At 67.3% G+C, this 26,515-nt stretch carries 22 protein-coding genes and 3 tRNA genes; 9 read left to right on the top strand and 16 right to left on the bottom strand.

Features of this window, described 5'->3' with window-relative positions; all coding sequences use genetic code 11:
* Positions 1–56: 56 nt before the first annotated feature.
* The 8 genes from typA to scpB form a co-directional block, all read right to left on the bottom strand.
* Positions 57–1,877, bottom strand: coding sequence for a translational GTPase TypA (gene typA / locus ODI_RS07965; protein WP_067759544.1), 1,821 nt, complete (start codon positions 1,875–1,877; stop codon positions 57–59).
* 13 nt (positions 1,878–1,890) lie between these two features.
* Entirely contained in the window at positions 1,891–2,637 is a 747-nt protein-coding gene (truB, locus tag ODI_RS07960; protein WP_067759546.1) for a tRNA pseudouridine(55) synthase TruB, read from the bottom strand.
* 33 nt (positions 2,638–2,670) lie between these two features.
* Entirely contained in the window at positions 2,671–3,081 is a 411-nt protein-coding gene (gene rbfA, locus ODI_RS07955; protein WP_067759549.1) for a 30S ribosome-binding factor RbfA, read from the bottom strand.
* A 3-nt stretch (positions 3,082–3,084) separates the two neighbouring features.
* A complete protein-coding gene (gene infB / locus ODI_RS07950) occupies positions 3,085–6,090 on the bottom strand; it encodes a translation initiation factor IF-2 (protein WP_067759551.1) in 3,006 nt (1,001 codons plus the stop codon).
* 67 nt (positions 6,091–6,157) lie between these two features.
* Positions 6,158–7,651 carry a transcription termination factor NusA gene (gene nusA / locus ODI_RS07945; protein WP_067759553.1) on the bottom strand — a complete coding sequence of 498 codons (1,494 nt, stop codon included), beginning with the start codon at positions 7,649–7,651 and terminating at the stop codon, positions 6,158–6,160.
* Positions 7,648–8,142 (bottom strand): ribosome maturation factor RimP, encoded by a 495-nt coding sequence (rimP, locus tag ODI_RS07940; RefSeq protein WP_067759555.1) that lies wholly within the window; start codon positions 8,140–8,142, stop codon positions 7,648–7,650. Before rimP ends, nusA begins: the two co-directional genes overlap by 4 nt.
* 446 nt (positions 8,143–8,588) lie before the next feature.
* Positions 8,589–10,382, bottom strand: coding sequence for a 23S rRNA pseudouridine(2605) synthase RluB (gene rluB / locus ODI_RS07935; RefSeq protein WP_067759557.1), 1,794 nt, complete (start codon positions 10,380–10,382; stop codon positions 8,589–8,591).
* Positions 10,383–10,405: 23 nt separating this feature from the next.
* The gene (gene scpB, locus ODI_RS07930) at positions 10,406–11,371 is read right to left on the bottom strand and encodes an SMC-Scp complex subunit ScpB (protein WP_067759560.1); all 966 of its coding nucleotides are present in this window, start codon (positions 11,369–11,371) and stop codon (positions 10,406–10,408) included.
* Positions 11,372–11,455: 84 nt separating this feature from the next.
* Between scpB and ODI_RS07925 the strand changes: the two genes are divergently transcribed.
* Positions 11,456–11,532 (top strand) — tRNA-Met (locus tag ODI_RS07925).
* A 949-nt stretch (positions 11,533–12,481) separates the two neighbouring features.
* Here the strand turns inward: ODI_RS07925 and ODI_RS07920 are convergent.
* From ODI_RS07920 to ODI_RS07910, 3 genes are read right to left on the bottom strand one after another with little or no spacing between them, the layout of a single operon-like run.
* Positions 12,482–13,522 carry a CobW family GTP-binding protein gene (locus ODI_RS07920; protein ID WP_067759562.1) on the bottom strand — a complete coding sequence of 347 codons (1,041 nt, stop codon included), beginning with the start codon at positions 13,520–13,522 and terminating at the stop codon, positions 12,482–12,484.
* A complete protein-coding gene (locus ODI_RS07915) occupies positions 13,519–14,052 on the bottom strand; it encodes a DUF934 domain-containing protein (RefSeq protein WP_067759565.1) in 534 nt (177 codons plus the stop codon). The genes ODI_RS07920 and ODI_RS07915 overlap by 4 nt, the downstream gene beginning before the upstream one ends.
* Entirely contained in the window at positions 14,045–15,787 is a 1,743-nt protein-coding gene (locus ODI_RS07910) for a nitrite/sulfite reductase (RefSeq protein WP_067759568.1), read from the bottom strand. Before ODI_RS07910 ends, ODI_RS07915 begins: the two co-directional genes overlap by 8 nt.
* Positions 15,788–15,985: 198 nt before the next feature.
* Here ODI_RS07910 and ODI_RS07905 point away from each other — a divergent pair, with 198 nt between their 5' ends.
* Positions 15,986–16,255 carry a hypothetical protein gene (locus ODI_RS07905; protein ID WP_067759570.1) on the top strand — a complete coding sequence of 90 codons (270 nt, stop codon included), beginning with the start codon at positions 15,986–15,988 and terminating at the stop codon, positions 16,253–16,255.
* 321 nt (positions 16,256–16,576) lie between these two features.
* Here the strand turns inward: ODI_RS07905 and ODI_RS07900 are convergent.
* Positions 16,577–16,652 (bottom strand) — tRNA-Asn (locus ODI_RS07900).
* A 137-nt stretch (positions 16,653–16,789) separates the two neighbouring features.
* Between ODI_RS07900 and ODI_RS07895 the strand changes: the two genes are divergently transcribed.
* A tRNA-Thr gene (locus ODI_RS07895) sits at positions 16,790–16,865 on the top strand.
* A 71-nt stretch (positions 16,866–16,936) separates the two neighbouring features.
* Here the strand turns inward: ODI_RS07895 and maiA are convergent.
* The 3 genes from maiA to ODI_RS07880 form a co-directional block, all read right to left on the bottom strand.
* Positions 16,937–17,581 (bottom strand): maleylacetoacetate isomerase, encoded by a 645-nt coding sequence (gene maiA / locus ODI_RS07890; RefSeq protein ID WP_067759831.1) that lies wholly within the window; start codon positions 17,579–17,581, stop codon positions 16,937–16,939.
* Between the two features lie 77 nt (positions 17,582–17,658).
* A complete protein-coding gene (gene ispH / locus ODI_RS07885) occupies positions 17,659–18,654 on the bottom strand; it encodes a 4-hydroxy-3-methylbut-2-enyl diphosphate reductase (protein WP_067759572.1) in 996 nt (331 codons plus the stop codon).
* Positions 18,654–19,130, bottom strand: coding sequence for an FKBP-type peptidyl-prolyl cis-trans isomerase (locus ODI_RS07880; protein ID WP_067759575.1), 477 nt, complete (start codon positions 19,128–19,130; stop codon positions 18,654–18,656). The genes ispH and ODI_RS07880 overlap by 1 nt, the downstream gene beginning before the upstream one ends.
* Positions 19,131–19,177: 47 nt before the next feature.
* Between ODI_RS07880 and radC the strand changes: the two genes are divergently transcribed.
* The 4 genes from radC to ODI_RS07860 all read left to right on the top strand — a co-directional run bounded on the left by radC (position 19,178) and on the right by ODI_RS07860 (position 23,754).
* Positions 19,178–19,852: a RadC family protein gene (gene radC / locus ODI_RS07875; protein ID WP_067759578.1), complete on the top strand. Its 675-nt coding sequence runs from the start codon at positions 19,178–19,180 to the stop codon at positions 19,850–19,852.
* Between the two features lie 268 nt (positions 19,853–20,120).
* Positions 20,121–20,393 carry a type B 50S ribosomal protein L31 gene (locus ODI_RS07870; protein ID WP_067759579.1) on the top strand — a complete coding sequence of 91 codons (273 nt, stop codon included), beginning with the start codon at positions 20,121–20,123 and terminating at the stop codon, positions 20,391–20,393.
* 200 nt (positions 20,394–20,593) lie between these two features.
* Positions 20,594–22,324, top strand: coding sequence for a glycosyltransferase (locus ODI_RS07865; RefSeq protein WP_067759581.1), 1,731 nt, complete (start codon positions 20,594–20,596; stop codon positions 22,322–22,324).
* A complete protein-coding gene (locus ODI_RS07860) occupies positions 22,321–23,754 on the top strand; it encodes an MATE family efflux transporter (RefSeq protein ID WP_067759582.1) in 1,434 nt (477 codons plus the stop codon). The genes ODI_RS07865 and ODI_RS07860 overlap by 4 nt, the downstream gene beginning before the upstream one ends.
* Here ODI_RS07860 and orn read toward each other — a convergent pair.
* On the bottom strand, positions 23,744–24,295 hold the full coding sequence (gene orn / locus ODI_RS07855; RefSeq protein ID WP_067759584.1) for an oligoribonuclease: 552 nt from the start codon (positions 24,293–24,295) through the stop codon (positions 23,744–23,746). The two genes, ODI_RS07860 and orn, sit on opposite strands and share 11 nt — an antisense overlap.
* Positions 24,296–24,339: 44 nt before the next feature.
* Between orn and ODI_RS07850 the strand changes: the two genes are divergently transcribed.
* The gene (locus ODI_RS07850; protein ID WP_067759586.1) at positions 24,340–25,602 is read left to right on the top strand and encodes a M48 family metallopeptidase; all 1,263 of its coding nucleotides are present in this window, start codon (positions 24,340–24,342) and stop codon (positions 25,600–25,602) included.
* Positions 25,599–26,510 (top strand): ribosome small subunit-dependent GTPase A, encoded by a 912-nt coding sequence (gene rsgA, locus ODI_RS07845; protein WP_067759588.1) that lies wholly within the window; start codon positions 25,599–25,601, stop codon positions 26,508–26,510. The genes ODI_RS07850 and rsgA overlap by 4 nt, the downstream gene beginning before the upstream one ends.
* The last annotated feature ends 5 nt before the right edge of the window (positions 26,511–26,515 follow it).

Below are 26,515 nucleotides of genomic sequence, written 5' to 3'. Positions count from 1 at the left end.
GGTGGCGGCCTTTGCCTGCCTGGCCTGGCAATCCGGCCGCAAGGGCCGGACGGGGATCAGACGCCTTCGCGCGAAGCGCGGCGGCGCTCGTGCTCTTGCAGGTGACGCTTGCGCAGGCGGATCGACTTCGGGGTCAGTTCGACCAGTTCGTCGTCGTCGATGAATTCCACTGCGTATTCCAGCGACATCTGGATCGGCGGCACCAGGCGCACGGCTTCGTCGGTGCCCGAGGCGCGCACGTTGGTCAGCTGCTTGCCCTTGATGGGGTTGACCACCAGGTCGTTGTCACGGCTGTGGATGCCGATGATCATGCCCTCGTACAGCGGCTCGCCCGGGTTCACGAACATGCGGCCGCGATCCTGCAGCTTCCACAGCGCGTAGGCCACGGCATCGCCGTTGTCCTGGCTGATCAGCACGCCGTTGCGGCGCTCGCCGATCGCGCCTTCGCGCACGGGACCGTATTCGTGGAAGATGTGGCTCATGAGGCCCGTGCCGCGCGTCAGCGTCAGGAACTCGTTCTGGAAACCGATCAGGCCACGCGCCGGAATGATGTATTCCAGGCGGGTACGGCCACGGCCGTCAGGCTGCATGTCCTGCAGGTCGCCCTTGCGGCGGCCCAGCTCTTCCATGACGCCGCCCTGGTGCGCGTCCTCGACGTCGATGGTCAGCGACTCGAAGGGCTCCGACTTCACGCCGTCGATGTCCTTGAACACCACGCGCGGACGCGACACGGCCAGCTCGTAGCCTTCGCGGCGCATCGTTTCCAGCAGGATGGTCAGGTGCAGTTCGCCACGGCCCGACACTTCGAACACGGTGTCGTCGCCCGTGTCACGCACGCGCAGCGCCACGTTGGACTTCAGTTCGCGGTCCAGGCGGTCGCGGATCTGGCGGCTGGTGACGAACTTGCCTTCACGACCGGCCAGCGGCGACGTGTTCACCATGAAATTCATGGTCAGGGTGGGCTCGTCGATGCGCAGCACCGGCAACGCCTCGGGGGTGGCCGGGTCGGTCACGGTGGTACCGATGCCCAGTTCCTCGATGCCGTTGATCAGCACGATGTCGCCGGCTTCGGCCTCATCGACGACCACGCGCTCGAGCCCACGGAACTTCAGCACCTGGTTGATGCGGCCACGGCCGGGCGTGCCGTCGGGACCGAAGCGGTGGGCGATTTCCATGCCGGGGCGGATGCGGCCGCGGTTGACCCGGCCCACGCCGATCTTGCCGACGTAGCTGTTGTAGTCCAGCGAGATGATCTGCATCTGCAGCGGCGCATCGGGATCATCGTCGCGTTGCGGCACGTGCTTCAGGATGGCTTCGAACAGCGGGCGCATGTCGCCGCTGCGCACGTCGGCGTCCAGGCCTGCATAGCCCGACAGGCCCGAGGCGAACACCACCGGGAAGTCCAGCTGCTCTTCCGTGGCGCCCAGCTTGTCGAACAGTTCGAAGGTGGCATTGATGACGAAATCGGGACGAGCGCCCGGACGGTCGATCTTGTTGACCACCACGATGGGCTTCAGGCCCAGGGCCAGCGCCTTGCGGGTCACGAAGATGGTCTGGGGCATCGGGCCCTCGACCGCGTCCACCAGCAGCAGCACGCCGTCGACCATCGACAGCACGCGTTCGACCTCGCCGCCGAAGTCGGCGTGGCCCGGGGTGTCGACGATGTTGATGTGCGTGCCTTCATACTCGACGGCGCAGTTCTTGGCCAGGATCGTGATGCCGCGTTCCTTTTCCAGGTCGTTGGAGTCCATGACGCGTTCGGTCAGGGCCTGGTTCTCGCGGAAGGTACCCGACTGGCGCAGCAGCTGGTCCACCAGCGTGGTCTTGCCGTGGTCCACGTGGGCAATGATGGCAACGTTGCGCAAGGCGCGTGACATAAGAGGATTTCCTTTAGTTTGGCTTGACGGGCATGAGGCCCGCCGGCAATTCGTTCATTTCCAACAAGGCCGTCTTGGGGTCGGCCATATCCTGCAAGGCTTCCAGCGTCACGGACCGATCCAGCGGGAACGGTCCGACACGGGTCCGGCGCAGCGCCGTCAGGTGGGCGTAGCACCCCAGCGCCCGCCCGATGTCCTGGGCCAGCGTCCGGATGTAGGTGCCCTTGCTGCAATCCACATCCAGCACCGCCTGCATGCCATCCGCGTCGAAGGACACCAGTTCAAGCTTGTGTATCGTGACCTGCCGCGGCTCGCGTTCCAGCTCGATGCCGGCGCGCGCATATTCGTACAGCGGCTTGCCATCACGCTTGAGCGCCGAATACATCGGCGGTATCTGCGAAATGCTACCGGTGAAACGTGACAGCACCGCGCGCAGCGCCGCCTCGTCGGTGCCCGCGAATCCTGCCGGCGCCTGCGAGACGACGTTGCCGGTCAGGTCGCCGGAATCCGTTTCCTCGCCAAAGCGCACGGTGGCGAGATACGACTTGTCGGCGTTCAGCATGGCGCCGGAAATCTTGGTGGCCCGCCCCATGCAGCAGACCAGCAGACCCGTCGCAAAGGGATCCAGCGTCCCCGTGTGGCCGGCCTTGGCCGCGTCCAGGGTGCGCTTGGCGCGTTGCAAGGCGTGGTTGCTGGAGAGGCCCACAGGCTTGTCCAGCAACAGCACACCGTCGAGCGCGAGCCCGCGTCGTCTTGCCATCGTCTCAGTCCGGAAAAAAGCGACGACAGCCCTTCAGGGCTTGTCCTCGGGCTCGTCAGGCTCGTCGGGCTCTTCAGGCGCCGGGCCGCTCTGGACGGCGCGATCGATCAGCTGCGACATCTCGATGCCGCGCACGATCTGCACGTCGTGATGGAAGTGCAACGTGGGCACCGTGTGGATGTGCAGCATCTTGAAGAGCTGCGAATGCAGCCAGCCTGCCTTCTCGCGCAAGGCGGCCGTGGCGGCCTCGGGCTCGGCGCCCAGCACGGTGAAATACACCTTGGCGTGCGCGTAGTCGGCCGACAGCTCCACGCCTGACAGCGTGATGAGCCCCGCCCGCGAGATATCGATCTCGCGCTGGATGAGCACGGCCAGATCCTTCTGGATCTGGTCGGCCAGCCGGAGATTCCGGCCGGGGATGGTCTTGGACTTGTGACGGCTCATGGCTTACAGCGACCGGGCGATTTCCTTGATCTCGAAGATCTCGAGCTGGTCACCGACCTGGATATCGTTGTTGTTGCGCAGCGTCAGGCCGCAATCGAAGCCGGAACGCACTTCCTTGACGTCGTCCTTGAAGCGGCGCAGCGAGTCCAGCCAGCCCGACCACTGCACGACGTTGTTGCGCAGCAGGCGCACCTGCGAATCGCGGCGGACGATGCCATCGAGCACCATGCAGCCGGCGATGTTGCCGATGCGGGAGATCGAGTAGACCTCGCGGATCTCGACCATGCCGATGACTTCCTCGCGCTTCTCGGGCGCCAGCATGCCCGACATGGCTGCCTTCACCTCATCCACGGCGTCGTAGATGATGTTGTAGTAGCGCAGGTCGACGTCGTTGGACTCGGCCAGCTTCTTGGCGCTCTGGTCGGCGCGGACGTTGAAGCCGATGACCACGGCGCCCGACGCGATGGCCAGGTTGACGTCGCTTTCGGACACGCCGCCCACGGCGGCGTGCACGACCTGCACGCGCACTTCCTCGGTGGAGAGCTTGGTGAGCGCGGTAACCAGCGCTTCCTGCGAACCCTGCACGTCGGTCTTGACGATGAGCGACAGCGTCTGCATGCCTTCGCCCAGGTTGTCGAACATGGACTCGAGCTTGGCGGCCTGCTGGCGAGCCAGCTTCACGTCGCGGAACTTGCCCTGGCGGAACAGCGCGATTTCGCGCGCCTTGCGCTCGTCGGCCAGCGCCATCAGCTCGTCACCGGCGGCGGGCACTTCGGTCAGGCCCTGGATTTCCACCGGAATGGAAGGACCGGCCGAGGCCACGGGCTTGCCGTTCTCGTCGAGCATGGCGCGCACACGGCCGTAGCTGGCGCCAGCCAGCACCACGTCGCCGCGGTTGAGCGTGCCGCTCTGCACCAGGATCGTGGCCACCGGACCACGGCCCTTGTCCAGGCGCGCTTCGATGACCAGGCCCTTGGCCGGGGCTTCCACCGGCGCCTTCAGTTCCAGGATCTCGGCCTGCAGCAGGACGTTTTCCAGCAGGTCGTCGATACCCGTGCCCGCCTTGGCCGACACCGGCACGAAGGGCACGTCGCCGCCGTATTCTTCCGGCACGACTTCCTCGGCAACCAGTTCCTGCTTGACGCGGTCGGGGTTGGCATCGGGCTTGTCGATCTTGTTGATGGCCACGACCAGCGGCACGCCGGCGGCCTTGGCGTGGTGGATGGCTTCACGCGTCTGCGGCATGACGCCGTCGTCGGCGGCCACCACCAGGATCACGATGTCGGTCGCCTTGGCGCCGCGGGCACGCATGGCGGTGAACGCCTCGTGGCCCGGGGTATCCAGGAAGGTGACCATGCCACGCTCGGTCTCGACGTGATAGGCGCCGATGTGCTGCGTGATGCCGCCGGCCTCGCCCGCGGCAACCTTGGCGCGGCGGATGTAGTCCAGCAGCGAGGTCTTGCCGTGGTCGACGTGGCCCATGACGGTGACGACGGGCGCGCGCGACTGCAGTTCGCCTTCGGCCTGCGGCGTTTCGTCCAGGAAGGCTTCCGGGTCGTCCAGCTTGGCGGCGATGGCCTTGTGGCCCAGTTCCTCGACGAGGATCATGGCCGTTTCCTGGTCCAGCACCTGGTTGATGGTGACCATCTGGCCCAGCTTCATCAGGTGCTTGATCACCTCGGCGGCCTTGACGGACATCTTGTGCGCCAGGTCGGCCACGGTGATGGTCTCGGGCACGTGCACTTCGCGCTGGATGAACTCGGCGGGCGCCTGCTGGCTGGCCTGCTGCGACTGCTGGCGGCCGTGACGGCCACCGCCCTTGCCGCCCTTGCCGCCGCCCTTGCCTGCGCGCCAGCCGTCACGGCTGGCCGGCGCAGCCGGGCCCTTGCTGTCGGCGGGCTTCTTGCGGGAAGCGTCGTCGGACCAGGTCGAGGACACCTCGGCCGTCTTGATGACCTTCTTGCCCGGCGCGCCGGCGGCCGGCTTGGCAGCGGGCTTCGCAGCCGCGCCCTTGGCGGCCGCGGGCTTGTGCAGCGTGCCGGACAGGGCGCCGGCAGCGGGCGCCTCGGGTTCCGGCGCGCGCAGCACCTTGCGCGGACGATTCAGCATTTCGCGCAGCGCGGCGGCTTCGGCTTCGGCCTGGCGGCGGGCACGATCACGGTCTGCCGTGGTGGCATTGGCCACGGATGCAGCGACGGGAGGCGGCTCGGCACGGCGGGCAGCGCGCGACGGCGCCGACGACACGGGCGCGGCAGGGGCGACGGGCGCGACAGGCGCCGGGGCCTTGGCCTCGGCCGCTGCGGGCGTCTTCACTTCGGGTTCGGCTTGCACCGGCGCGGCAGCGGGCTGGGCGTCGGCCGGCTTGGCGGCGGCTTCGGGTTCGGCCTTCGCGACAGGCGCGGGCTCGGGTTCCGGCTGCGGCGCGGGCGTCTCGACCTTGGCGTCGACGGCAGGCGCCTCTTCCTTGGCGGCGGGCGCGGGCGCCGCTTCCTTCACCACGTCGGGCTCGGCGGCGGCAACAGGCTCGGCAGCCGCGGGCGGCTCGACGGTCTCGGCCTGCGCCGGAGCAGCTTCGACAGCCTGCACGGTTTCCTTGATGTCCTGCTCGGGCACGGCCAGTTGCGTCGTTTCCGCGACGGCGGCATCGGCAGCGTCGACGGCATCGATACGGTCGGCGTCTTCGGCACGCACCGGGGCGTCGACGCCCTCGGGGGTGTCGCGCTTGACGAACACGCGCTTCTTGCGCACTTCCACCTGGATGGTGCGCGAACGGCCGCTGCCGTCGGCCTGGCGGATCTCGGAGGTCTGGCGACGCGTCAACGTGATCTTCTTGCCATCGCTGGCGCCGTGGGCACGGCGCAGCGACTCGAGCAGCTTCGCCTTGTCGCTGTCGGTGACGGAATCGTCCACCGATTTGAGATCAACGCCAGCCGAGCGCAGCTGATCCAGCAGCACATTGGCAGGCATCTTCAGCTCGGTAGCGAACTGGGCGACGGTATTACTCGACATTAGGTTCTCTCTTCCCTATTTACAGCGTATTTCAACAAACACCGCAAGACAGCAGACCGCATGGCACTCAGGCCCCGGCCGGCTTGTCGTCCTCGAACCAGTGCGCACGGGCGCGCATGATGAGCTCGCTGGCCTCGTCGTCGCTGACGCCGGCCAGCTCGGCCAGTTCGTCGCTCGCCAGTTCGGCCAGGTCATCACGCGTGCTCACGCCGTTCTCGGCCAGCTTCGCCACCAGCTCGGGCGTCACGCCCTCGAGGCTCAGCAGGTCTTGCGCGGTTTCCTTCAGTTCTTCCTGGGCGATCGCCTCGGTCAGCAGGGCGTTGCGCGCACGGGTGCGCAGCTCGTTGATCGTGTCTTCGTCGAAGGCTTCGATCTCGAGCAGTTCCTGCATGGGCACGTAGGCGATTTCTTCCAGGCCCGTGAAGCCTTCGTCGATCAGGATGTCGGCGACTTCCTCGTCCACGTCCAGCTTGCTCATGAACGTGGCACGCAGGTTGGCGCGCTCGGACTCCTGGCGGTTCAGGCTTTCTTCCGGCGTCATGATGTTGATCTGCCAGCCGGTCAGCTCGGACGCCAGGCGCACGTTCTGGCCCTTGGCACCGATGGCCTTGGGCAGGTTTTCCTCGTCGACCACCACGTCCATCGCGTGCTTGTCTTCATCGACCACGATGGACTCGACGTTGGCCGGGGCCAGCGCGCCGATGACGAACTGCGCGGGATCTTCCGACCACAGCACGATGTCGACCTGTTCGCCGCCCAGCTCGTTGCGCACGGCGGTGACGCGCGAACCGCGCATGCCGACGCAGGTGCCGATCGGGTCGATGCGCTTGTCATAGGCGATGACGGCGATCTTGGCGCGCACGCCTGCATCACGGGCAGCAGCCTTGATCTCGAGCAGGCCCTGCTCGATCTCGGGCACTTCGTTCTCGAACAGCTGGCGGATGAAGTCGGGCGAGGTGCGCGACAGGATGACCTGCTGGCCGCGCAGGGTGTGGTCGACTTTCAGCACGAAAGCCCGCACGCGGTCGCCGACCCGCAGGTTTTCCTTCGGGATCATTTCCTGGCGCGGCAGGCGGGCTTCGATCTTGCCCGTCTCGATGATGTAGTCGCCCTTGTCCATGCGCTTGACCGTGCCGGACACGATGGTCTCGCCACGATCGAGGAAGTCGTTCAACACCTGCTCGCGCTCGGCATCGCGGATCTTCTGCAGGATCGCCTGCTTGGCCGCCTGGGCGCCGATGCGGCCGAACTCCACCGGCTCGAGCGGCTCTTCGATGTATTCACCGACCTGGATGCCGGGGACGATTTCCTCGGCTTCCGAGAACAGCTCTTCGCGATCCGGCTCCTGCAGGCCGGCCTCGTCGGGCACGACCAGCCAGCGGCGGAACCCTTCGTGGTCACCGGAGTTGCGGTCGATCGCGACGCGGATGTCCGCGTCGTCCTTGAAACGCTTTTTCATGGCCGAGGCCAAGGCGCCTTCCAGCGCCTCGAAGACCACGTCACGCGCCACGTTCTTTTCACGCGCCAGCGCGTCGACCAACAGAAGAATTTCGCGACTCATCGCTTTTTGCCCTTGAAATCCAGGACGGGATCCAGCTTGGCACGCTCGATATCCTCGAACGTGAAACTCAGCACCTGGACCTCGCCCTTCTTTGCCTCAAATTCCAGACCGAACGTCGACGCACCGGCAGGCTCCTGGCCCTCGGCCGCAGCCGCCTCGGCCAACAACTTGCCCGAAAAGACCTTGCGGCTGTCGACTGCCTCGCGCAGCTTGATCTCGACGCGCTCACCCGCGAACCGGCGCAAATCAGCCTCGTTGCGCAAGGGACGGTCAACGCCGGGAGAACCGACTTCCAGCCGGCGGTAATCGATATTCTCGACTTCGAACACACGCGACAGCTGGCGCGTCACGCGCTCGCAATCCTCGATCCGCACCCCTTCGGGGCGATCGATGGTGACACGCAGCAGGCCCAGCGCGGCGCGCTCGACTTCCACGAGCTCGACATCCATGCCGGCCAGCGCCTGTTCGGTCAATGCGTACAGATCTGCCATATATATAAAAAAAAAGGGCTGTTTACCCAGCCCACGTTGCACTTACCCTGCATTGCATGCAGCCGGAAAGGCTGCGATGCCGCGACACCACTGCCGCCGCCAGGCTTGGTCAGAACCTTGGAGGAACGCCAGAAGCGTCCCGATTCATCGTTCTTGTCAGCGCCGCGCTGCCGTGATTGCGGCACAGTGCGCTGCGCATTGGCCTACCACCGGCCCACTCGCAAGGCTTGCGGAAAATACTCGCAAGCCGAGAAAACCATTGATTCTAGCAGAAAAACGGAAATTTGCCTTCCCCGTCACGGGTTTACGAAAACAGGGCCACGCTCGGACCCCGTCCCTTTTGTCGCCGGGCCGTCCCAAGACAAAAGACAGCCCCTCGGGGGGCAGCAAGCCGAAGGGCGCAGCGTGGGGCCCTTCCCGTCACTGCCAGCATCCTGCCCGGTGCGTCAGCGCGCGCCGCGCCCGCCCATCACACCCAGGCGCGACTCGTGCGCCGAGGCGCCGCGAGGCTGCCAGTCATCACCGCGGGCGCCACCACCGCCGCCGTTGCCGTTGCGCGCACGCGGCGCGCGCGGCTTGGACGCCTTGTTGCCGTTCGCGCCGCCCTGCCCTTTGGCGCCCTGGCCCTGCCCCCTCGGGCCCTGACCCTTGGCACCTTGCGAACCCTGGCCGCGGGCGGGCTTCTGACCTTCAGCCCCCGCAGCCGGCTTGGCCGACTTGCGCGCGCCCGGCTTGCCACCGGCAGCAGACTTCGCCCCCGGCTTGCCGCCCGCCTTGCCAGCCGCCTTGGGGCCGGCGCCTGCGCCAGCACCCACCGGCTTGCCACGGGGTTTCCGGTTGCCATTGGCATTGCCACCCGCCTTGTTGCCACCGCCGGCGCCCCGGCCGGCGGGCTTGTCCGACGCACCACCGAGCGGATGGCCATTGGCATAACCGCCCGAGAACATCAGCCCCGTCGTGAACGGATCGGCCGTGCCGGACTGCGCGCCGCCCTTGCGGCCGCCCTGTAGCGTGCCGCGGCGGCCGATGCGCGCGCCGCTCATACCATTGCGCTCCATCGTGCCGAAGCCCGGCGGCAACGCACTGTCATGCGAGGTGGGTTGGCGCGGACGGCGCTCCTCGTCGCTCTCGTCACGCAACAGGCCCAACTGCACCATCAGGGCCGTCACCAGCGAGGCGTCGACATCCTCCCAGCGACCACGACGCAGGTTGGATGGCAGCACCACGTCACCGAAACGGGTGCGGATCAGGCGGCTGACCGTGACGCCCACCGCCTCGAACATGCGGCGCACCTCGCGATTGCGGCCTTCATTCAGGGTCACGCGATACCAGCGATTGCTGCCCTCGCCCCCCAGGAATTCCATGCTGCCGAAAGCAGCCGGACCATCTTCCAGCTCGATGCCCTCGACGAGCGAACGGCGCTGCGCCTCGTCCATCTCGCCCAGCACGCGCACCGCGTACTCGCGCTCGGCGCCGTAGCGGGGATGCATCAGGCGGTTGGCCAGGTCACCCGAGGTCGTGAAGATCAGCAGGCCTTCGGTATTCAGGTCCAGCCGCCCCACGGAAAGCCACTTGCCGTTGCGTACCGGCGGCAGGCGCGAGAACACGCTGGCACGGCCACCCGGATCATCGTGGCTGACGATTTCGCCCGCGGGCTTGTGATACAGGATGATGCGCGGCGGCTTCTTGGCATTGGGACGCGAGACGATCTTGCCGTTCACGCGCACCTGGTCGGTCGGCCCGACGCGCTGGCCGATGTGGGCAGGCTCGCCGTTGACCGATACGCGACCGGCCACGATCAGTTCTTCCATTTCACGGCGCGACCCGACGCCGGCGTCCGCCAGCACCTTGTGCAGCTTGGGCATGGCCGCGTCGCTGGACAGGTATTTGTTCAGGCGCTGCTCGGTGCGAACCGACCGCTCCAGGTACGACAAGGCATTGTCGGCCTCCTGCTCGGACTCGCGAGTCTCTTGCGGCAGGGGCTGGGCCGAGTGGGCCTCGCCCGAGCGCGGGGAATTTCCCTTGCGGCGGCGCGGACGTCCCTCGGCGGGCGGCGCGTCGGCAGCAGGCGCCGCCTCGGCGGTTTGGGCCGTGGCGGCATCACCCGCCGACGCGTCGGTGCGGCGGCGGCGGAAAGGCGTGCGCAATTTGCGGCCACGGCCCTTGGGCGCGCCACCCGCGCCATCCTGCGAGGCGCCATCCTCAACCTGCGGCAAGGCATCCTGCGTCGATTCATTCATGGTCACGAAGACTCCGTTCTCTTTTAGCTTCTGGTCGGGACTTCCGAGGCGCCGGGGCGCGGAAGCTCCACTTCATCGGTTTGCGGGGGCGCCACTTCATCAGGCGACTCCCCAGGGATTTCGTCGGGCTGCGGCACGGGCGCAACCTCGGGTTCCGCCGGCGGCGTCCAGCCAGGCGGCGCATCAGGCCGAGGCTCGGGGTCCGGCTGGGGCACGGTCGCAGGCTGCGGTGCCGGCACGGGCTCGGGCGCGCCGGGCTCGGCTGATTCATGCATGTCATCCACGCCGCCATCTCCTTCCGACCGGGGCGCCTCGCCGTCGCCGGCAGCCCCTGTCGCATCAGCACTCACGGCTTCGGCATCCGCCAGGGTGTCTTCCTGCTGGCTCTCGGCATCCTGCGGCAAGGCGCCCGCGCCCGGCAGCACGGCCTCGAGCGCCTGCGTGAACGCCAAGCCACCCAGCTCCGCCTGCGCCTGCTGCGGATCCAGCTCAGGCAGCTCATCCAGCGCGCGCAGGCCCAGATCATCGAGGAACTGGCGCGTGGTGCCCAACAAGGCAGGCCTGCCCGGCGCGTCGCGATGGCCGATGGTTTCGATCCAACCGCGATCCTCGAGCGACTTGATGATCTGCGAAGACACCGTCACGCCGCGGATGTCCTCGATGTCGCCCCGCGTCACCGGCTGGCGCCACGCGATGATGGCCAGGGTTTCCAGCACGGCGCGCGAATAACGCGGCGGCTTTTCAGGATTGAGGCGCTCCAGGAAGCGCTGCATTTCGGGCCGGCTCTGGAAACGCCAGCCACTGGCCAGCTGGACCAGGGCCAGCCCCTTGGGCTCCCATTGCTGGGCCAGTTGATCCAGCAAACCCGCCAACGGGATCTGCTCGACCTCATCCTCGGTGAACAACCTGCGCAACTCCGCCACCTGCATGGGTTGCTGCGCGCACAGTAAAGCGGTTTCGAGAACCGAAATGGCCTGACTTTCGTTCATCGGTACATGCACCCTTTGTTCAACCTGCCACGGGCAGACGTTTTGCTCGTCTTGCCCGGCTCGTGTAGAATGCTGCCTCTCAGACGCGGGGTGGAGCAGTCTGGCAGCTCGTCGGGCTCATAACCCGAAGGTCGTAGGTTCAAATCCTGCCCCCGCAACCAAATTCCTTTGTCGTGCCCGCCATGCAGGGGGTTCACCCCCCGGCCCGCAACCCGGTTTGCAGTTTGCGCGGCACGCAACAGCACAGATTCCAGCCCGGCCTCAGGGCACGCTCCCTTCCCCAATTTTTCGCCACGCTTGACGCCTGCTTGCGCCGTCCAGCGGCAAGCCCCTGCCTGCCGGGTCGGATCGCTGAGCAAATCACTGAGCAAATACGTGAGCGAGCCCATGTCCGCGCGCAGGGCGCGGCCACGCCCCGGCCCGGCTTGCGCCGCCGCACGGACAGGAATGGGAAACAGGCTCAACGTGTACAGCTCTAAATGGAAAGCGCGCAAAGGCGTCGATATCAGCAAGGGCGGATGGGGCAGGAGCCCGGTCCTGGCGTGCAAGCGACCCCGGGGCCTGCACGCCTGCAGCGCCATCCCGCCCGCCCTGCCCGGCCATCCATGACAGGGATGAGGCGTGGCACAGGCCGCAGGACTTGCGACACGACATGCAAGGAACGAGATCGTGCATCACGGCACGACAATGACAACGTGCGCAAAACGCGAAAAAAACGCGGAAGAACGCGACGGCACAACGAAAATGCTTGGGTAGTGGGAGGCGCTTCCCGGGACATCTCCCTGGCAGGCGCCTCTTGGGCAGAACTGCGCGGGTTCGTGACCTGCGCCTTTTTGGTTATTGCCCAGCCCCAGGCAGTTTGCCCGGGATTGCCGGCCTGGCAAGAAACGAAACGTTCTTGCTGGTTCCTTGGCGGCGACCTTGTCGCGGCACCAGATGCTGTCTTGCCAGGGCAATGCTGTCTTGCCACGGCAAACGACAGCGGAATTGCCGAAAAGCTCTTAACTCTTGGGCCAGTATAACTCCAAGCTCGCGCCATGTGTAAAGGCGCAGCACTGCTTTTCACCCGGCGCGGCATGAGGGTCTTTTCACCACGTTTCCCCGACCCGCTCAATCGGGCGTGGCGCATTCCCGCAGCAGGGCCTCGGCACGCGCCTCGATGGCCCGCGATTCGGCAGGCGACCCTCGCACGATGAGCACCAGCCCCAGGGCCTTGCCTGCCTTTTCGCTGGGCACCGGCGCCAGGGGATAACGCTGCTTGTGCACGCCATGCAGCACCTGCGTGACGGCCTGCCCGGAGAAACGCAGCAGGCCCTTGATCCGCAGGATGGCCTCGCCGTGCGCATCCTGCAACGCCGCCAGCCCCGCCAGGAAACGGCCCGCGTGCAAGGCGCCCGGGACAGGCAGGCTGATGACCCGGACGCCTGCATGCGATGCCGGGGCCACGGCCCTCACGCCAGACAGGCCCAGCCACCCCTGCCAGCCACTGCCGGGCCCGGCCTGCCGATATGGGCCCAGGGCATCCAGGGTGCCCCGCCACGACTGGACGGTATCCGCCGTTACGGCCCGCAAGCCCGGATGATGCCGCGCCATGGCCGCCATGGTTTCCGCCCGCTGCGCAGGGGTCGCCAGATCCGTCTTGGTCAGCACGGCCAGATCCGCCTGCGCCAGTTGGCGGGAAGCCTCCGGCTGGGCCGACAGCTGGCCGGCGCCATGCACGGCATCGAGCGTCATGACGGTGCCGGCATAGGCATAGCGCTCGACCAGGAAGGGATCGTGGCGCAAGGTGAACAGCACGGCCGCGGGATCCGCCATGCCGGTGGTCTCGAGCAACACGCGGGAAAAAGCAGGAATGCGGCGCTGCAGCGCCTGCATGAACAGGTCACGCAGGGTCTCGCTGAGCTCGCCGCGCAGGCTGCAACAGACGCAGCCGCCTTCCAGCAAGGCAACGCCGCCCTCGGACACGCGCAAGAGGTGATGGTCGACGGCAATGCTGCCCAGCTCGTTGACCACGACGGCCGTCTCGCGCAAGCCCGGCTCGCGCAGGAGCCGGTTGACGAGCGTGGTCTTGCCGCTGCCCAGGAAACCCGTGACGACGACCAGGGGGATGCGCCGGTCGGCCGGCGCCGGCCCGCCCCCCGCCTGGCTCACGCCACCGGCCGGGCCTGGGGCTTGGGATAGGCGTCCTGGTAGACCACCGAAAACGTGGCCAGCGCGTCCAGCGCCTTCTGGGGATCATGGCCGGGCTTGACCGCGAAACTGTCGAAGCCGCAACGCGCCTGGTAGTAGATGGTGTCGATCATGACGTCGCCCGTGGCGCGCAACTCCCCGCGCCAGCCCAGTTCGCCTCGCAGGATCTGCGCGATGGAGTAACCGCGTCCATCGGTATAGACCGGGAAGTCGACGGCCAGGAAAGCCAGTCCTTGCGGATCGATGCGTCCATCGGCATCCGCCAGCACGGCGGGATCCGCGTCGGGCGCGAGCAGCACGCCCACCGGATGCGCGCGGGCACGCAAGGCATCCCGGTGCGCCAGCCAATCGGGCAGGGACACGATCCAGCCGGGTTCGTCGGCCGGCAAGGCGCCACCCTCTTCGGCCGCGTGCAGGCGCCAGTCGTTGGACTGCAGCGCACCGCCACGGATCAGGGTGGCGGCATCCGCCTGGGTCAGGACGTCAGACATGGGCGGCCTCCTCGCGCTGCTTGGGCTTGGCCAGCCCGGGATCGGCATAGACATCCTGCTTGAAGGGATCGATGCCGACGCGGTCGACCACGTCGATGAAGCGCTCGGCATCGCCGTCGCGCAGGCGCAGGTAGGTATCGATGAGCTTGGCCACGACGTCGGCCACCTGTTCGCGGGCAAACGAAGGACCGATGATGCGGCCGATGGCGGCCCCCGCGCCGCGCGTGGAATCGATGTCGGCATAGGGCTTGTCGGCGCCGTTCTGGCGACCGCCCAGGGTGACCTGATACCACTCCTCGCCCGCCTTGTCGACGCCGAGGATGCCGATATGGCCGACGTGGTGATGCCCGCAGGAATTGATGCAGCCGGAGATGTTCAGGTCGAGCTCGCCGATGTCGTGCAGGTAATCGAGGTTGTCGAAGCGGCGCTGGATGGCCTCGGCCACCGGAATCGAGACGGCGTTGGCCAGCGCACAGAAATCGCCGCCGGGACAGGCGATGATGTTGGTCAGCAGGCCGATGTTGGCCGTCGCCAGGTTCAGCGCCTTCAGCTCCTGCCACAAGTCATGCAGGCGGCTGCGGCGCACGTCGGCCAGGATGAGGTTCTGTTCGTGCGAGACGCGCAGTTCGCCGTAGCCATAACGGTCGGCCAGGTCGGCGACGCTGTCCATCTGGTCGGCAGTGATGTCGCCCGGCGGCACGCCGGTGGGCTTCAGCGACACGGTGACCGCGGCATAGCCCGGCGCACGGTGCGCATGGACATTGGTGCGCAGCCAGCGGGCAAAGGCGGGATCCGCCGCGGCAAGCGCCTCGGTCTGGTCATCGTCGCTGGCGGCCGCGGCGTCATACTCGGGCCAGGTGAAGCGGCTGGCCACGACGTCCAGCTCTTCCTGCGTGATGGTGTCGGGACCATTGCGCAAGGCCTGCCAGACCTCGTCGACCTGCTGGGCGAAGGCCTCGGGCGTGAGGTCCTTCACCAGGATCTTGATGCGGGCCTTGTACTTGTTGTCGCGCCGGCCGTGCAGGTTGTAGACGCGCAGCGTCGCCTGCAGGTAGGTCAGCAGATCCTGCCAGCGCACGAAAGGATTGATGAGCTTGCCCACGATGGGCGTGCGGCCCAGGCCGCCGCCCACCCAGACGCGGAAACCGACCTCGCCGTCACGCTCGACGGCATGCAGGCCGATGTCGTGCACGCCGACGGCGGCACGGTCATGGCGCGCGCCGCTGACGGCGATCTTGAACTTGCGCGGCAGGAAGGCGAATTCGGGATGCAGCGTGGACCACTGGCGGATGATTTCGCACCAGACCAGCGGATTCACGATCTCGTCGGTCGCGATGCCGGCGAAATGGTCGGTGGTGGTGTTGCGGATGCAATTGCCGCTGGTCTGGATGGCATGCATCTGCACCGAGGCCAGCGCTGCCAGGATTTCCGGCACGTTTTCCAGCGCGGGCCAGTTGAACTGGATGTTCTGGCGTGTGCTGAAATGGCCATAGCCACGGTCCCAGGTGCGGGCGATGTGGGCCAGCATGCGCAACTGCCGCGACGCCAGCAGGCCGTAAGGGATGGCCACGCGCAACATGGGCGCATGGCGCTGGATGTACAGTCCGTTCTGCAGACGCAGGACGCGAAATTCGTCTTCGCTCAGTTGGCCATCCAGGAAGCGGCGCGTCTGCCCCGTAAACTGGACCACCCGTTCGTCCACCAGCTTCTGGTCGACGGCATCATAGATATACATAGAAAGCGCACCCTCAGGCATCGCGGCGGCGCAGCACGAGCCCACAATCCGGTCATTCGCTGGAAACAGGCAGCCAGCACGACCTTGCATTATATTTTTTGGAACGGCCGCCCGACGGCCATCATTCGGTTAATAACCAAAATGTCTTAACCGGGCTCGCGCCCCTCCTCCAGCGCCTGCCCAGCGGAGTTTCCAGCCATGCAACGAGAATTCGACCTGGTCGTCACCATCCTGGGAGGCCTGCGCGACGCGCCGGCCGCCTGGCTCAGCACCGCGGAAGTGGTGGCGGCCGTGCAACACCCCGGCGCCGACGCCATTTCCGAAGAACGGGTGCTGCACCACCTGCACATCATGGAGGACGCAGGCCTGGTCACGCGCATGGACGCAGTCGTGGATACGCGCTGGCGTCTTACCTGGACCGGCTACGACACCCTGGACGGCGACGAGGACGACGACGCGGACGTCTGACAAACCTGGGCGGCGAGGCGTTCGCGATCATCATGCCCGACGGCCAGCCCGCTCGTGCGCAAGAAGTGGCCGAAACGCCTGCGCGCCCAGACCGAGCAGGCGCTCGCGCTGACGGACCAACGGCTCCATGAGCCAAGGCGGCGTACCGCAACCGCTTGCGCCGCAATGTGGCGCCGACGACGGATCACAATCGGATGGCGTTGGCGTAGAGGTAGCGTCCAGAGGATGCAGCGCCTGGATGTGTCGCGCATGGATTTATGCGACCAGAGACACAGAAAGGCAAAAGGGCGAACGCCTGAAGCGTTCGCCCTTTTGAAATCTTGGCTCCCCGAACTGGGTTCGAACCAGTGACCTGCGGATTAACAGTCCGTCGCTCTACCGACTGAGCTATCGGGGAATTGGAGAAGCGAGATAATAGCACTATTTTTCGAAGGTGCGCAAATCGAGGAGAAAAACTTCGACCTGCGGCGCCCGCTTTCTTTCATTGCCGACTTTCGACACGCGACAAAAGATCGTGCTAGAATGCATGGCTTCGCCGGCATAGCTCAGTTGGTAGAGCAGCGCATTCGTAATGCGAAGGTCGTAGGTTCGACTCCTATTGCCGGCACCAAGATAAAAGCAAGACAAAAGGGGCAGTCCTCACGGACTGCCCCTTTTCCATTTCCGCTACGCCCCGTTCGCTCAACCCGCGTCGGACTGCAAGGCGGGCGCTGCCTTCGCAAAGGCCGGCAACGCCTGGCAGGCCGCCTCGATGCGCAGGATGCGCACCAGCCCGGACAGGTCGCAATCGACACGCCGCGCATTGGCCAATTGCGGCACCAGGCAGATATCCGCCAGCGTGGGCGTGTCGCCATGGCAGAAGGCGCCCTGCACGGGCGAGCGCGCCAGCTCGGCCTCGAACGCGTCCAGGCCCAGCATCACCCAATGGCGATACCAGTCGTCGCGCGCCGCGTCCTGCACCCCCAATTCATTCTTCAGGTACTTCAACACCCGCAGGTTGTTCAAGGGATGGATGTCGCACGCGATGGACAGCGCCAGCGCGCGCACGCGCGCACGCCCGGCCGGATCCGCCGGCAGCAGCGCGGGCTGCGGGTGCGTGTCTTCCAGGTATTCGATGATGGCCAGCGACTGGCTCAAGGTCAGGTCGCCATCGACCAATGCAGGCACGAGCGCCGCCGGATTGACGGCCCGGTAGGCCGCCTGCAACTGCTGGCCGCCCTCCTTGCGCAGATGGATGGGCACCGTCTCGTGCGGCAAGGCCTTCAGGTTCAATGCGATCCGCACCCGGTAGGCCGCGGAACTGAGGGAGTAGCTATAGAGCTGCAGCATGAAGACCTGCCATCAGGACGCCCGGCCCACATGCCGGAACAAGGAATGCAACCCGCAACACAGCCCGGGGAGGGTCAACCCTCGGCGGCCGGCGCGGTGCCAGCGGCCTGCGCCATGGACTTGTCGGACAGCCCCTTGGGCAGCGGGAACGAGACGTTCTCTTCCAGCCCGGGCATCTTGCGCACCGACACCGCGCCCAACTCCTTCAACCGGTCGATGACCTGCCGCACCAGGATCTCGGGCGCCGACGCCCCCGCCGTGATGCCGATACGCGAGCGCCCCTCCAGCCAGGCCGGATCGATGGCATGCGCGCCGTCGATCAGATAGGCGGGCGTGCCGCGGCGCTCGGCCACTTCGCGCAGGCGGTTGGAGTTCGAGCTGTTGGGGCTGCCGACCACCAGCACCAGGTCGCACGCCGGCGCCAGCACCTTGACCGCGTCCTGGCGGTTCTGGGTGGCATAGCAGATGTCGCTCTTCTTGGGCTCGACGATGGAGGGGAAGCGCGCCTTCAGGGCACTAGACACCGCCGCCGCATCGTCCACCGACAAGGTGGTCTGCGTGACGTAGGCCAGGTTCTCGGGGTCCGCCACCTGCAGGCCATGCACGTCTTCGACCGTCTCGACCAGGTGCATGCCCCCATCGGCCTGGCCCAGCGTGCCCTCGACTTCCGGATGGCCCTTGTGGCCGATCATGATGATCTCGCGGCCAGCCGCGCGCATGCGCGACACCTCGATATGCACCTTGGTGACCAGGGGGCAGGTGGCATCGAAGATCTGGAGCTGGCGCTCGGCCGCCTCGCGGCGCACCGCCTGCGAGACGCCATGCGCGGAGAACACCACGATGGCGCCGGCGGGCGCCTCGTGCAGTTCGTCGATGAAGATGGCGCCCTTGCCGCGCAGGTCTTCCACGACATAGCGGTTATGGACGATCTCGTGGCGCACGTAGATGGGCGCGCCATGCAGCACCAGCGCCCGGTCGACGATCTCGATGGCGCGGTCCACGCCGGCACAGAAGCCGCGCGGCTGCGCCAGCATGATCTCGGCGCCTTCGATCTTGGCTTCGACAGTCATCAGAGCACCCCCAGGATGGCCACATCCACCCGCAAGGCCGTGCCGGCGAGCGGATGGTTGAAATCGAAGACGGCAGACTCGTCGCGCAGCTCCTTCAGCACGCCGGAATAGCGCGAGCCGTCAGGCGCGGGGAATTCCACCATGTCGCCCGGATCGAAGGTCGTATCGGGACCCGCGTGGCGAGCCAGCATCTCGCGGCTGACGATCTGCACCAGCTCGGGATTGCGGTCGCCGTAGGCCTGGGCAGGCGGCAACGTGAAGCTGAAGCGCGCGCCTTCGGGCTGGCCGATGAGTGCCGCCTCCATGCCGGGCGCCCACTGCCCGCTGCCCAGCTGCAGCGTGGCGGGCCGGCCATCGAAGGTGTCGGCAAAGACGGAATCCTCTCCGGGACCGGACGCCAGCACGATGCGGTAGTGCAGGGTCAGGTAGGAATCCGGACGGACCAAAATGTTCTCGGGGGCGGGGCTGGCGGTCAAAATCTGTCACCGTAACGCGGTTACCAAACCCTGATTTTAAAGCCTCCATGGCCCGATCGCTTCCCCCGCCCGCAGAACGCCCGCGCGAGCGTCTTTTACGCCACGGCGCGCAGGTCCTGACGGATGCCGAATTGCTGGCCATCATGCTGCGCACCGGCGTGGCCGGGCGCAGCGCCGTCGAGATGGGCCGCAGCCTGCTTGGCCACTTCGGCGGCCTGCGGCCATTGCTGTCGGCCGACCTGGCCGCCCTGCTGTCGCAAGGCGGCCTGGGTCAGGCCAAGGCCTGCCAGCTGGCGGCCGTGCTGGAACTGGCCCGGCGCGCCACGGAAGAGGCCCTGACCCAGGGCAGCACCCTCAGCCAGCCCGAGCGGGTCAAGCACTACTGCATCGCGCTGCTCGGCCACCGCAAGGTGGAACACTGCATGGCGTTGTTCCTGGACAACCAGTTGCGGCTGATCGCCGCCGAGGAGCTGTCGCGCGGCACCCTGTCGCAGGCGTCCGTCTACCCCCGGGAAGTCGTGCGCGCGGCCCTGCGCCACCATGCCGCCGCGCTCATCCTGACCCACAACCACCCGTCCGGCTCGCCCCAGCCCAGCGCTGCCGACGAGCGCCTCACCCGCCAACTGCGCCAGGCGCTGGCGCTGGTGGACGTCCGCCTGCTCGACCACCTGGTGGTTGGCGCCGGCCAGGCGATCTCCATGGCCGAGCTTGGCCTGATGTAACACCGGCATGATGCCCCGACGCCACATTCCTGCCCTGGCCTGCCCTGCGCCCCACATGGCGGCTTCCCCGGGCAGGAACCCCATGCTAGAATCCACGGTTGACTTTTCCAGCCCACAGGATACGTGGCCAGGTTTCATGTCGCAGCGCCGTGATCCATCCCTGATGATCCCGGCGCGCGGCGGCGCCTCCCAGGCATTGCGACAGCGATGTCGCCCCGGGAACCAAGGCGTGCCAGGCTGGCGACCCGCCCAACCCCAGGACGATCCCATGAAAGAAGGCATCCACCCCGAATACCGTGAAGTGGTCTTCCACGACCTCATCACCGGCAGCAAGATCATCACCCGTTCCACCCTGAACTCGCGTGAAACGATCGAACTCGACGGCAAGACCTATCCGCTGTTCAAGTGCGACGTGACCTCGGAATCGCACCCCTTCTACACCGGCGCCCAGACCCGCATCGTCGAGACCGGCCGCGTCGAGAAGTTCCGCGCCCGCTTCGCCCGCACCGCCGGCACGAAGAAGGCTGCTGCCCAGGGCTGAATCCTGGCATCGCCGAGCACCCCCTGCGCGCGCCCAGGCGCCGCAACACGGGTGCCAGCAAGAAAAAAGGCAGCCGACAGGCTGCCTTTTTTTCCTCCCGACCCGCCTTAGGCCCTGCGCGCATTCCGCCGGCCTCCCAGGCCCGTCCCCGGGGGCCTCTGCCCCGTCCTTTTTTTCGACCCTGCGGTTACATTACGCCTGTGTCTCCTGCATCGCGCTCCACCCCCGCCCGGCTGACCGCCACGGCGACCGTCAAGCTGCCCCGGTACATCCTGGTCGGCCTCTCCCTGGTCTATATCCTGGCCGGGCTGTTCCTGCGCGACCCCTGGAAAACCGACGACGTCGTCGGGGTGGCCACCATGCTGACCGCCCTGCAGGAAGGCAGCCGCGCCTGGCTGCTGCCGCAGGTGGGCCACCTGGCCTATGCCCAGGATGGCCCGCTGATCACCTGGGTCGGCGCCATCAGCGTCTGGCTGCTGGCGCCGCTCATGGGCGAGATTCCCGCTGCGCGCGTGCCCAACATCCTGTGGTTCGGCCTGACCGCCTGGTCGCTCTGGTACGGCACCTACCTGCTGGGCCGCCGCAAGGAAGCCCAGCCGCTTGCCCTGCCTTTCGGCGGCGAACCCACCGTGCGCGACTATGGCCGCATGCTGGCCGACGCGTCCTTGCTGCTGCTCATTGCCACGGCCGGCATCCTGTGGCGCACCCACGAGACATCCGAAGTGCCCGCCATCATGGCGTTCCAGGCGCTGGCCTATTACGCCCTGGCCCGGATGCTGGACAAGCCCGCCCTGGGGGCCACCGTGCTCGGCCTCGCGCTGGCTGCCGCCTTCCTGACCCGGGCCTGGCCGGGCGCGCTGCCCATCCTCATCGCCATCCCCCTCGCCTTCCAGCCGCACAGCGCGCTGTGGGCGGCCCGGCGCTGGCTGATGTGGCCGCTGCTGCTCGCGCTGACGCTGGTGCTGCTGTGGTGGCTGCCCGCCTCGCAGGAAGGCGACTACTGGATGCGCAGCTGGCGCCAATGGAACGAGTCGGTCTTCGGCCTTCCCACGCTGCGCGATATCGGCCGCACCTTGCGTGACCTGCCCTGGTTCCTGTGGCCGACCTGGCCGCTTGCCTTCCTGGCGCTGTGGCGCTGGCGCAATTGGATCGCCGCGCCGCACATCCTGCTGCCCGGCGCGCTGATGGCCGGCGTGCTGCTCGTGCTGCCTTTCATGCAGCAGCCGTCCGAGCCCGAGTTCATCCTGCTCGTCGTCCCCTGCGCCGTGCTGGCCGCCTTCGCGCTGCCCACGCTGCGCCGAGGCGTGATCAACACGCTGGACTGGTTCGCGGTGATGTGCTTTTCCCTGACCCTGGCCACCGTCTGGCTGGGGTGGGTGGCCCTGCATTTCGGCGTGCCCCCCAAGATCGCGCACAACATTGCCCGCCAGACGGCAGGATTCGAGCCATCCATTTCCTGGCTTGCCACGCTGCTCGCGCTGGGCGTGACCGCCGCCTGGTTCGCGCTGGTCAGCTGGCGCCTGCGCACCCGCCCCGCCGCCCTGTGGCGCGGCACCGTGCTTTCGGCTTGCGGCCTGGGCGCCACCTGGCTCCTGCTGGTGCTGCTGTGGATGCCGCCGGTGGATTACGCGCGCAGCTACCGTGCCGTTTCCACCGAACTGGCCCAGGCCATCCAGACCCACCGGCAGCCCGGCGAATGCGTGCGTGGGCTCAGCCTGGGCAGCGGCCAGCGCGCGTCCTTCCTGGTGTTCGACAAGCTGAGCTTCACGTATGACTCCCGCTGCACGCTGGTGCTGCAGCAGACGTCGCGCGAAGCCCTGCGCGACGGCACGGCCGCGCACAGCGACAACCCTGTCGTGCTGTGGGAAGGCGCGCGCCGCGCCGACCGCCATGAAGTGTTCCGCCTGCTGCGGCTGCCGTCGGCACGATGAACGCCCTGGCTGACACAGGCGGCGCCAGCACGGGCGCCGTCCTGCGCAATATCCTGCGCCAGGCCTGGCCCGTCCTGATCAGCCAGTGGGCGGGCATCGCCTTCGGCGTGCTCGACACCGCCATGACCGGCCACGCCAGCCCCACCGACCTGGCGGCCATGTCGCTGGGCGTCTCCATCTACCTGACGGTCTTCGTGTCGCTCATGGGCGTGATCCACGCCCTGATCCCCATCATCGCCCAGCACTATGGCGCCGGCCGCCTGCACGAGGCGGGACGCGCCTGGGGCCAAGGCGTCTGGCTGGCCCTGGGCCTGTCGGCGGCGGGCGGACTCCTGCTCTGCTTCCCCGACGTCTGGCTGTCCTTCTCGGGTGACGTGGCGCCGGAAGTGCGCGAGCGCATCCGGCACTACCTGCAGGCACTGCTGGTGGCCTTGCCCGCCGCGCTCGTGTTCCGGACGGTCTACGCATTCGGGACGGCCATCTCGCGCCCCAAGGTGGTCATGGCCATCAACCTGGGCGGCGTGTGCCTGAAGGCCCTGTGCAACTGGCTGCTGATCTATGGAAAGTTCGGGCTGCCCGCGCTGGGCGCGGTGGGCGCCGGCATTTCCTCGGCCATCGTCTACTGGACCAGCCTGGCCGTCGCGCTCTGGCTGCTGCGCCATGACAGCCATTTCCGCCGCTTCGCCCCCACCCTGGGCCGTCCGCAATGGGAATCCCTGCGCACCCTGCTGCGGCTGGGCCTGCCCATGGGCGGTTCGTATCTCATCGAGGTCTGCGCCTTCACCTTCATGGCGCTGCTGATCGCCCGCGAGGGCACGGTGGTGTCGGGCGGCCACCAGATCCTGTCGAACCTGGCCGCGCTGACCTACATGATGCCCATGGCCATCGGCGTGGCCGGCGCGTCACTGGTTGCACAGGCCATCGGCGCAGGCAATGGCCTGCTGGCGCGCCGCACCGGCGGCATGGCCGTGCTGGTTGCCCTGGCCGGCGCCGTGCTGACAGTGGGCCTGCTGGCCGGGCTGAGCGGCAACATCGTGCGCGCCTACACCAGCGACACGCAGGTCGCCGCCATCACGCTGTCGCTCATGCCGGTCATCTTCGCCTTCCACCTGGCCGACGCGATGCAGTGCGTGCATGCCTACCTGCTGCGCGCCTACAAGGTCGCCTTCGTGCCCATGCTGATCCAGGCGCTGGCCCTGGCAGGCCTGGGCCTGGTGGGCGGCTGGTGGCTGGGTTTCGGTCCGCAGGCGGGCGCACTGGCCGGCTGGCAGCAGAACGTCCTGCCCGGCACGCCTGTCGGCGCCGGCGCCATGTGGATACTGGCCGCGCTGGGCCTGTTGCTGGCGGCGGTGCTGATGCATGGCCTGTATCGCAACGTGGTGCGCCGCCACGCGGTGGCGGCGCCAACGGCCACCGCGACTACGGCGTGACGCGCAGGAAGTGCTCGCGGTAGTACTTGAGCTCTTCGATCGACTCGTAGATATCGGCCAGGGCCTCGTGGCGGCTCTTCTTGTCGAAACCCTTGTAGACGTCGGGACGCCAGCGGCGGGCCAGCTCCTTCAAGGTGCTGACATCCAGGTTGCGGTAGTGGAAGAACGCCTCGAAACGCGGCATGTAGCGGAACATGAAGCGGCGGTCCTGGCTGATGGTGTTGCCGCACAGCGGCGACTTGCCGGCGGGCACGTGCTCGGACAGGAAGGCGATGAGGAGGTCCTCCGCCTGCGCCTCGTCCACGGTGGATGCCTTCACCTTGTCGATGAGGCCGCTTTTGCCGTGGGTGCCCTTGTTCCAGCTGTCCATGGCGTCCAGCAGGGCGTCGGACTGGTGGATGACCAGCACGGGGCCTTCGGCCACCACGGTGAGATCGGGCTCGGTCACGACGACCGCCACCTCGATGATGCGTTCCTTCTCGGGATCCAGGCCCGTCATTTCCATGTCGAGCCAGATCAGGCGGTTTTCATTCAGAGCCATATAATTCGCCTATAAAACGCCGGATTTTCGCACACACAGGCCGCATGCAACCGTCACTTCCCCTCTTCTCCCTGTTCTTCGTGGCCATGCTCGCGCTGGACGTGATGCTCAAGTTCTGGCTGGCCACGCGCCAGACCCGCCATGTGTCCTCGCACCGCGCACAGGTGCCGGACGAGTTCGCGTCGCGCATCGGCCTGCACAGCCACCAGCGCGCAGCCGACTACACCGTGGCGCGTGTGCGGCTGGGCATGATCGAGCGGCTCTTCGACGCGGCCGTCCTGGTGGGTCTGACGCTGCTGGGCGGCCTGCAGGCGCTGGACCAGCTTGCCGCGCACTGGGTCAGCGCCGACCTGCCGCGCCAGTTGCTCCTGATCACCCTGGTCGCCCTGCTGCTGGGCGCGCTGGGGCTGCCTTTCACGCTCTACCGCCAGTTCCGGCTGGAAGCCCGCTTCGGCTTCAACCGCATGACGCCGGGCCTGTTCCTGTCGGACCTGCTGAAGGGCACGCTGGTGTCGGCACTGCTGGGCCTGCCGCTGGCAGCCGTGGTGCTTTGGCTGATGGCCAGCGCCGGCCATCTGTGGTGGTTGTGGGCCTGGGCGGTGTGGGCGGCATTCAACCTGCTGATCCTGCTGATTTTCCCGACGGTCATCGCCCCGCTCTTCAACAAGTTCACGCCGCTGGCCGACCCTGAACTGGCCGACCGCATCAACCGCCTGGCCCAACGCTGCGGCTTTTCCATCAACGGCCTGTTCGTGATGGACGGCTCGCGCCGCTCCGCCCATGGCAACGCCTACTTCACGGGTTTCGGCAAATCCCGCCGCATCGTGTTCTTCGACACGCTGCTCTCCAAGCTCAATGGCGACGAGATCGAGGCCGTGCTGGCCCACGAACTGGGCCACTTCAAGCACCGCCACATCATCAAGCGCATCGTCATCAGCCTGGGCGGCGCGCTGGCCGTCTTCGCGCTGCTCGGCTGGCTGGGCCAGCAGGTCTGGTTCTATACCGGGCTGGGCGTGCTGCCCCAGCTCGCCGCGCGCAACGACGCCATGGCGCTCATCCTGTTCTTCCTGGTGCTGCCGGTCTTCACCTTCCCCTTCACGCCGCTGGGCAGCTGGTTCTCGCGCAAGGACGAGTTCCAGGCCGACCGCTACGCGGCCGAACAAAGCCGCGCCGACTACCTGGTGTCCGCCCTGGTCAAGCTGTATGACGACAATGCCGCCACCCTGACCCCCGATCCCGTGCACTCGGCGTTCTACGACAGCCATCCGCCCGCGGCCATCCGCATCCGCCATCTGGTCGCGCAATGAGCGCCCCGCAAGCCCTGCTGCGCGGTCGCGTCATTTCCGCCCACGGGCGCCATTACATCGTCGAGTTCGAGGACGGATCGCTGCGCCAGTGCTATCCCCGCGGCAAGAAGGCCGGCGCCGCGGCGGTGGGCGACCACGTCAACGTGCGGCCGGAAGGCCGCGACGAAGGCACGCTGGACAGCGTGGAGACGCGGCGCAACCTGCTGTACCGCTCCGACGACATGCGCAGCAAGCAGTTCGCCGCCAACGTCGACCAGCTGCTGATCGTGGTCGCGGTCGAGCCGACGTTTTCCGAGGACCTGCTGGGGCGCGCCCTGGCGGGCGCCTGGTCGGCCGACATCGAGCCGGTCATCGTCCTGAACAAAAGCGATCTTGCCGCGGGCCTGCCCGCGGCGCGGCAGAAGCTGGCCACGCTGGCCGGACTGGGGGTCCCGGTCATCGAGCTCTCGGCGCACGATACGAATGGCGTGCGCGCGGCGCTAGCAGACAGGCTGACGGGAAAGACCAATCTGCTGCTCGGCCAGAGCGGCATGGGCAAGTCCACCCTGCTCAACGCGCTGTCGCCCGAAGCGGGCGCGGCCACGCGTGAACACTCGCAGGCCCTGGACACCGGCAGGCACACCACCACCAGCACGCGGCTGTATCACCTGCCCGCGCCGGGCGGGGACCTGATCGACTCCCCCGGCTTCCAGGCTTTCGGCCTGCAGCACCTGTCCAGCAAGGAGGTCGAACACGGCTTCCCGGAATTCGCGGCGCCCGCCGAACAATGCCGCTTCTATAACTGCACCCATCGCCACGAGCCGGGCTGCGGCGTGCTGGCGGCCTTGGCCGCGGGACGGATCGACCCGGCCCGCCATGCCCTGTACGCGCGGATCCTGGACGACAACGCCGCCGGCATGCGCTACTGAGCCAG

It is taken from the genome of Orrella dioscoreae (assembly GCF_900089455.2).
Lineage (GTDB): Bacteria > Pseudomonadota > Gammaproteobacteria > Burkholderiales > Burkholderiaceae_B > Orrella > Orrella dioscoreae.
Note: the sequence above shows the minus strand (reverse complement) of the source record. Positions and strands in the feature narration are given on the sequence as shown.

Excerpts from the sequence above, each read along its gene's own strand:
- typA (WP_067759544.1), bottom strand. The coding sequence starts at position 1,877 with ATGTCACGCGCCTTGCGCAACGTTGCCATCATTGCCCACGTGGACCAC.
- truB (WP_067759546.1), bottom strand. The coding sequence starts at position 2,637 with ATGGCAAGACGACGCGGGCTCGCGCTCGACGGTGTGCTGTTGCTGGAC.
- rbfA (WP_067759549.1), bottom strand. The coding sequence starts at position 3,081 with ATGAGCCGTCACAAGTCCAAGACCATCCCCGGCCGGAATCTCCGGCTG.
- infB (WP_067759551.1), bottom strand. The coding sequence starts at position 6,090 with ATGTCGAGTAATACCGTCGCCCAGTTCGCTACCGAGCTGAAGATGCCT.
- nusA (WP_067759553.1), bottom strand. The coding sequence starts at position 7,651 with ATGAGTCGCGAAATTCTTCTGTTGGTCGACGCGCTGGCGCGTGAAAAG.
- rimP (WP_067759555.1), bottom strand. The coding sequence starts at position 8,142 with ATGGCAGATCTGTACGCATTGACCGAACAGGCGCTGGCCGGCATGGAT.
- rluB (WP_067759557.1), bottom strand. The coding sequence starts at position 10,382 with ATGAATGAATCGACGCAGGATGCCTTGCCGCAGGTTGAGGATGGCGCC.
- scpB (WP_067759560.1), bottom strand. The coding sequence starts at position 11,371 with ATGAACGAAAGTCAGGCCATTTCGGTTCTCGAAACCGCTTTACTGTGC.
- ODI_RS07915 (WP_067759565.1), bottom strand. The coding sequence starts at position 14,052 with ATGTCTGACGTCCTGACCCAGGCGGATGCCGCCACCCTGATCCGTGGC.
- ODI_RS07910 (WP_067759568.1), bottom strand. The coding sequence starts at position 15,787 with ATGTATATCTATGATGCCGTCGACCAGAAGCTGGTGGACGAACGGGTG.
- ODI_RS07905 (WP_067759570.1), top strand. The coding sequence starts at position 15,986 with ATGCAACGAGAATTCGACCTGGTCGTCACCATCCTGGGAGGCCTGCGC.
- ispH (WP_067759572.1), bottom strand. The coding sequence starts at position 18,654 with ATGACTGTCGAAGCCAAGATCGAAGGCGCCGAGATCATGCTGGCGCAG.
- radC (WP_067759578.1), top strand. The coding sequence starts at position 19,178 with ATGGCCCGATCGCTTCCCCCGCCCGCAGAACGCCCGCGCGAGCGTCTT.
- ODI_RS07870 (WP_067759579.1), top strand. The coding sequence starts at position 20,121 with ATGAAAGAAGGCATCCACCCCGAATACCGTGAAGTGGTCTTCCACGAC.
- ODI_RS07860 (WP_067759582.1), top strand. The coding sequence starts at position 22,321 with ATGAACGCCCTGGCTGACACAGGCGGCGCCAGCACGGGCGCCGTCCTG.
- orn (WP_067759584.1), bottom strand. The coding sequence starts at position 24,295 with ATGGCTCTGAATGAAAACCGCCTGATCTGGCTCGACATGGAAATGACG.
- ODI_RS07850 (WP_067759586.1), top strand. The coding sequence starts at position 24,340 with ATGCAACCGTCACTTCCCCTCTTCTCCCTGTTCTTCGTGGCCATGCTC.
- rsgA (WP_067759588.1), top strand. The coding sequence starts at position 25,599 with ATGAGCGCCCCGCAAGCCCTGCTGCGCGGTCGCGTCATTTCCGCCCAC.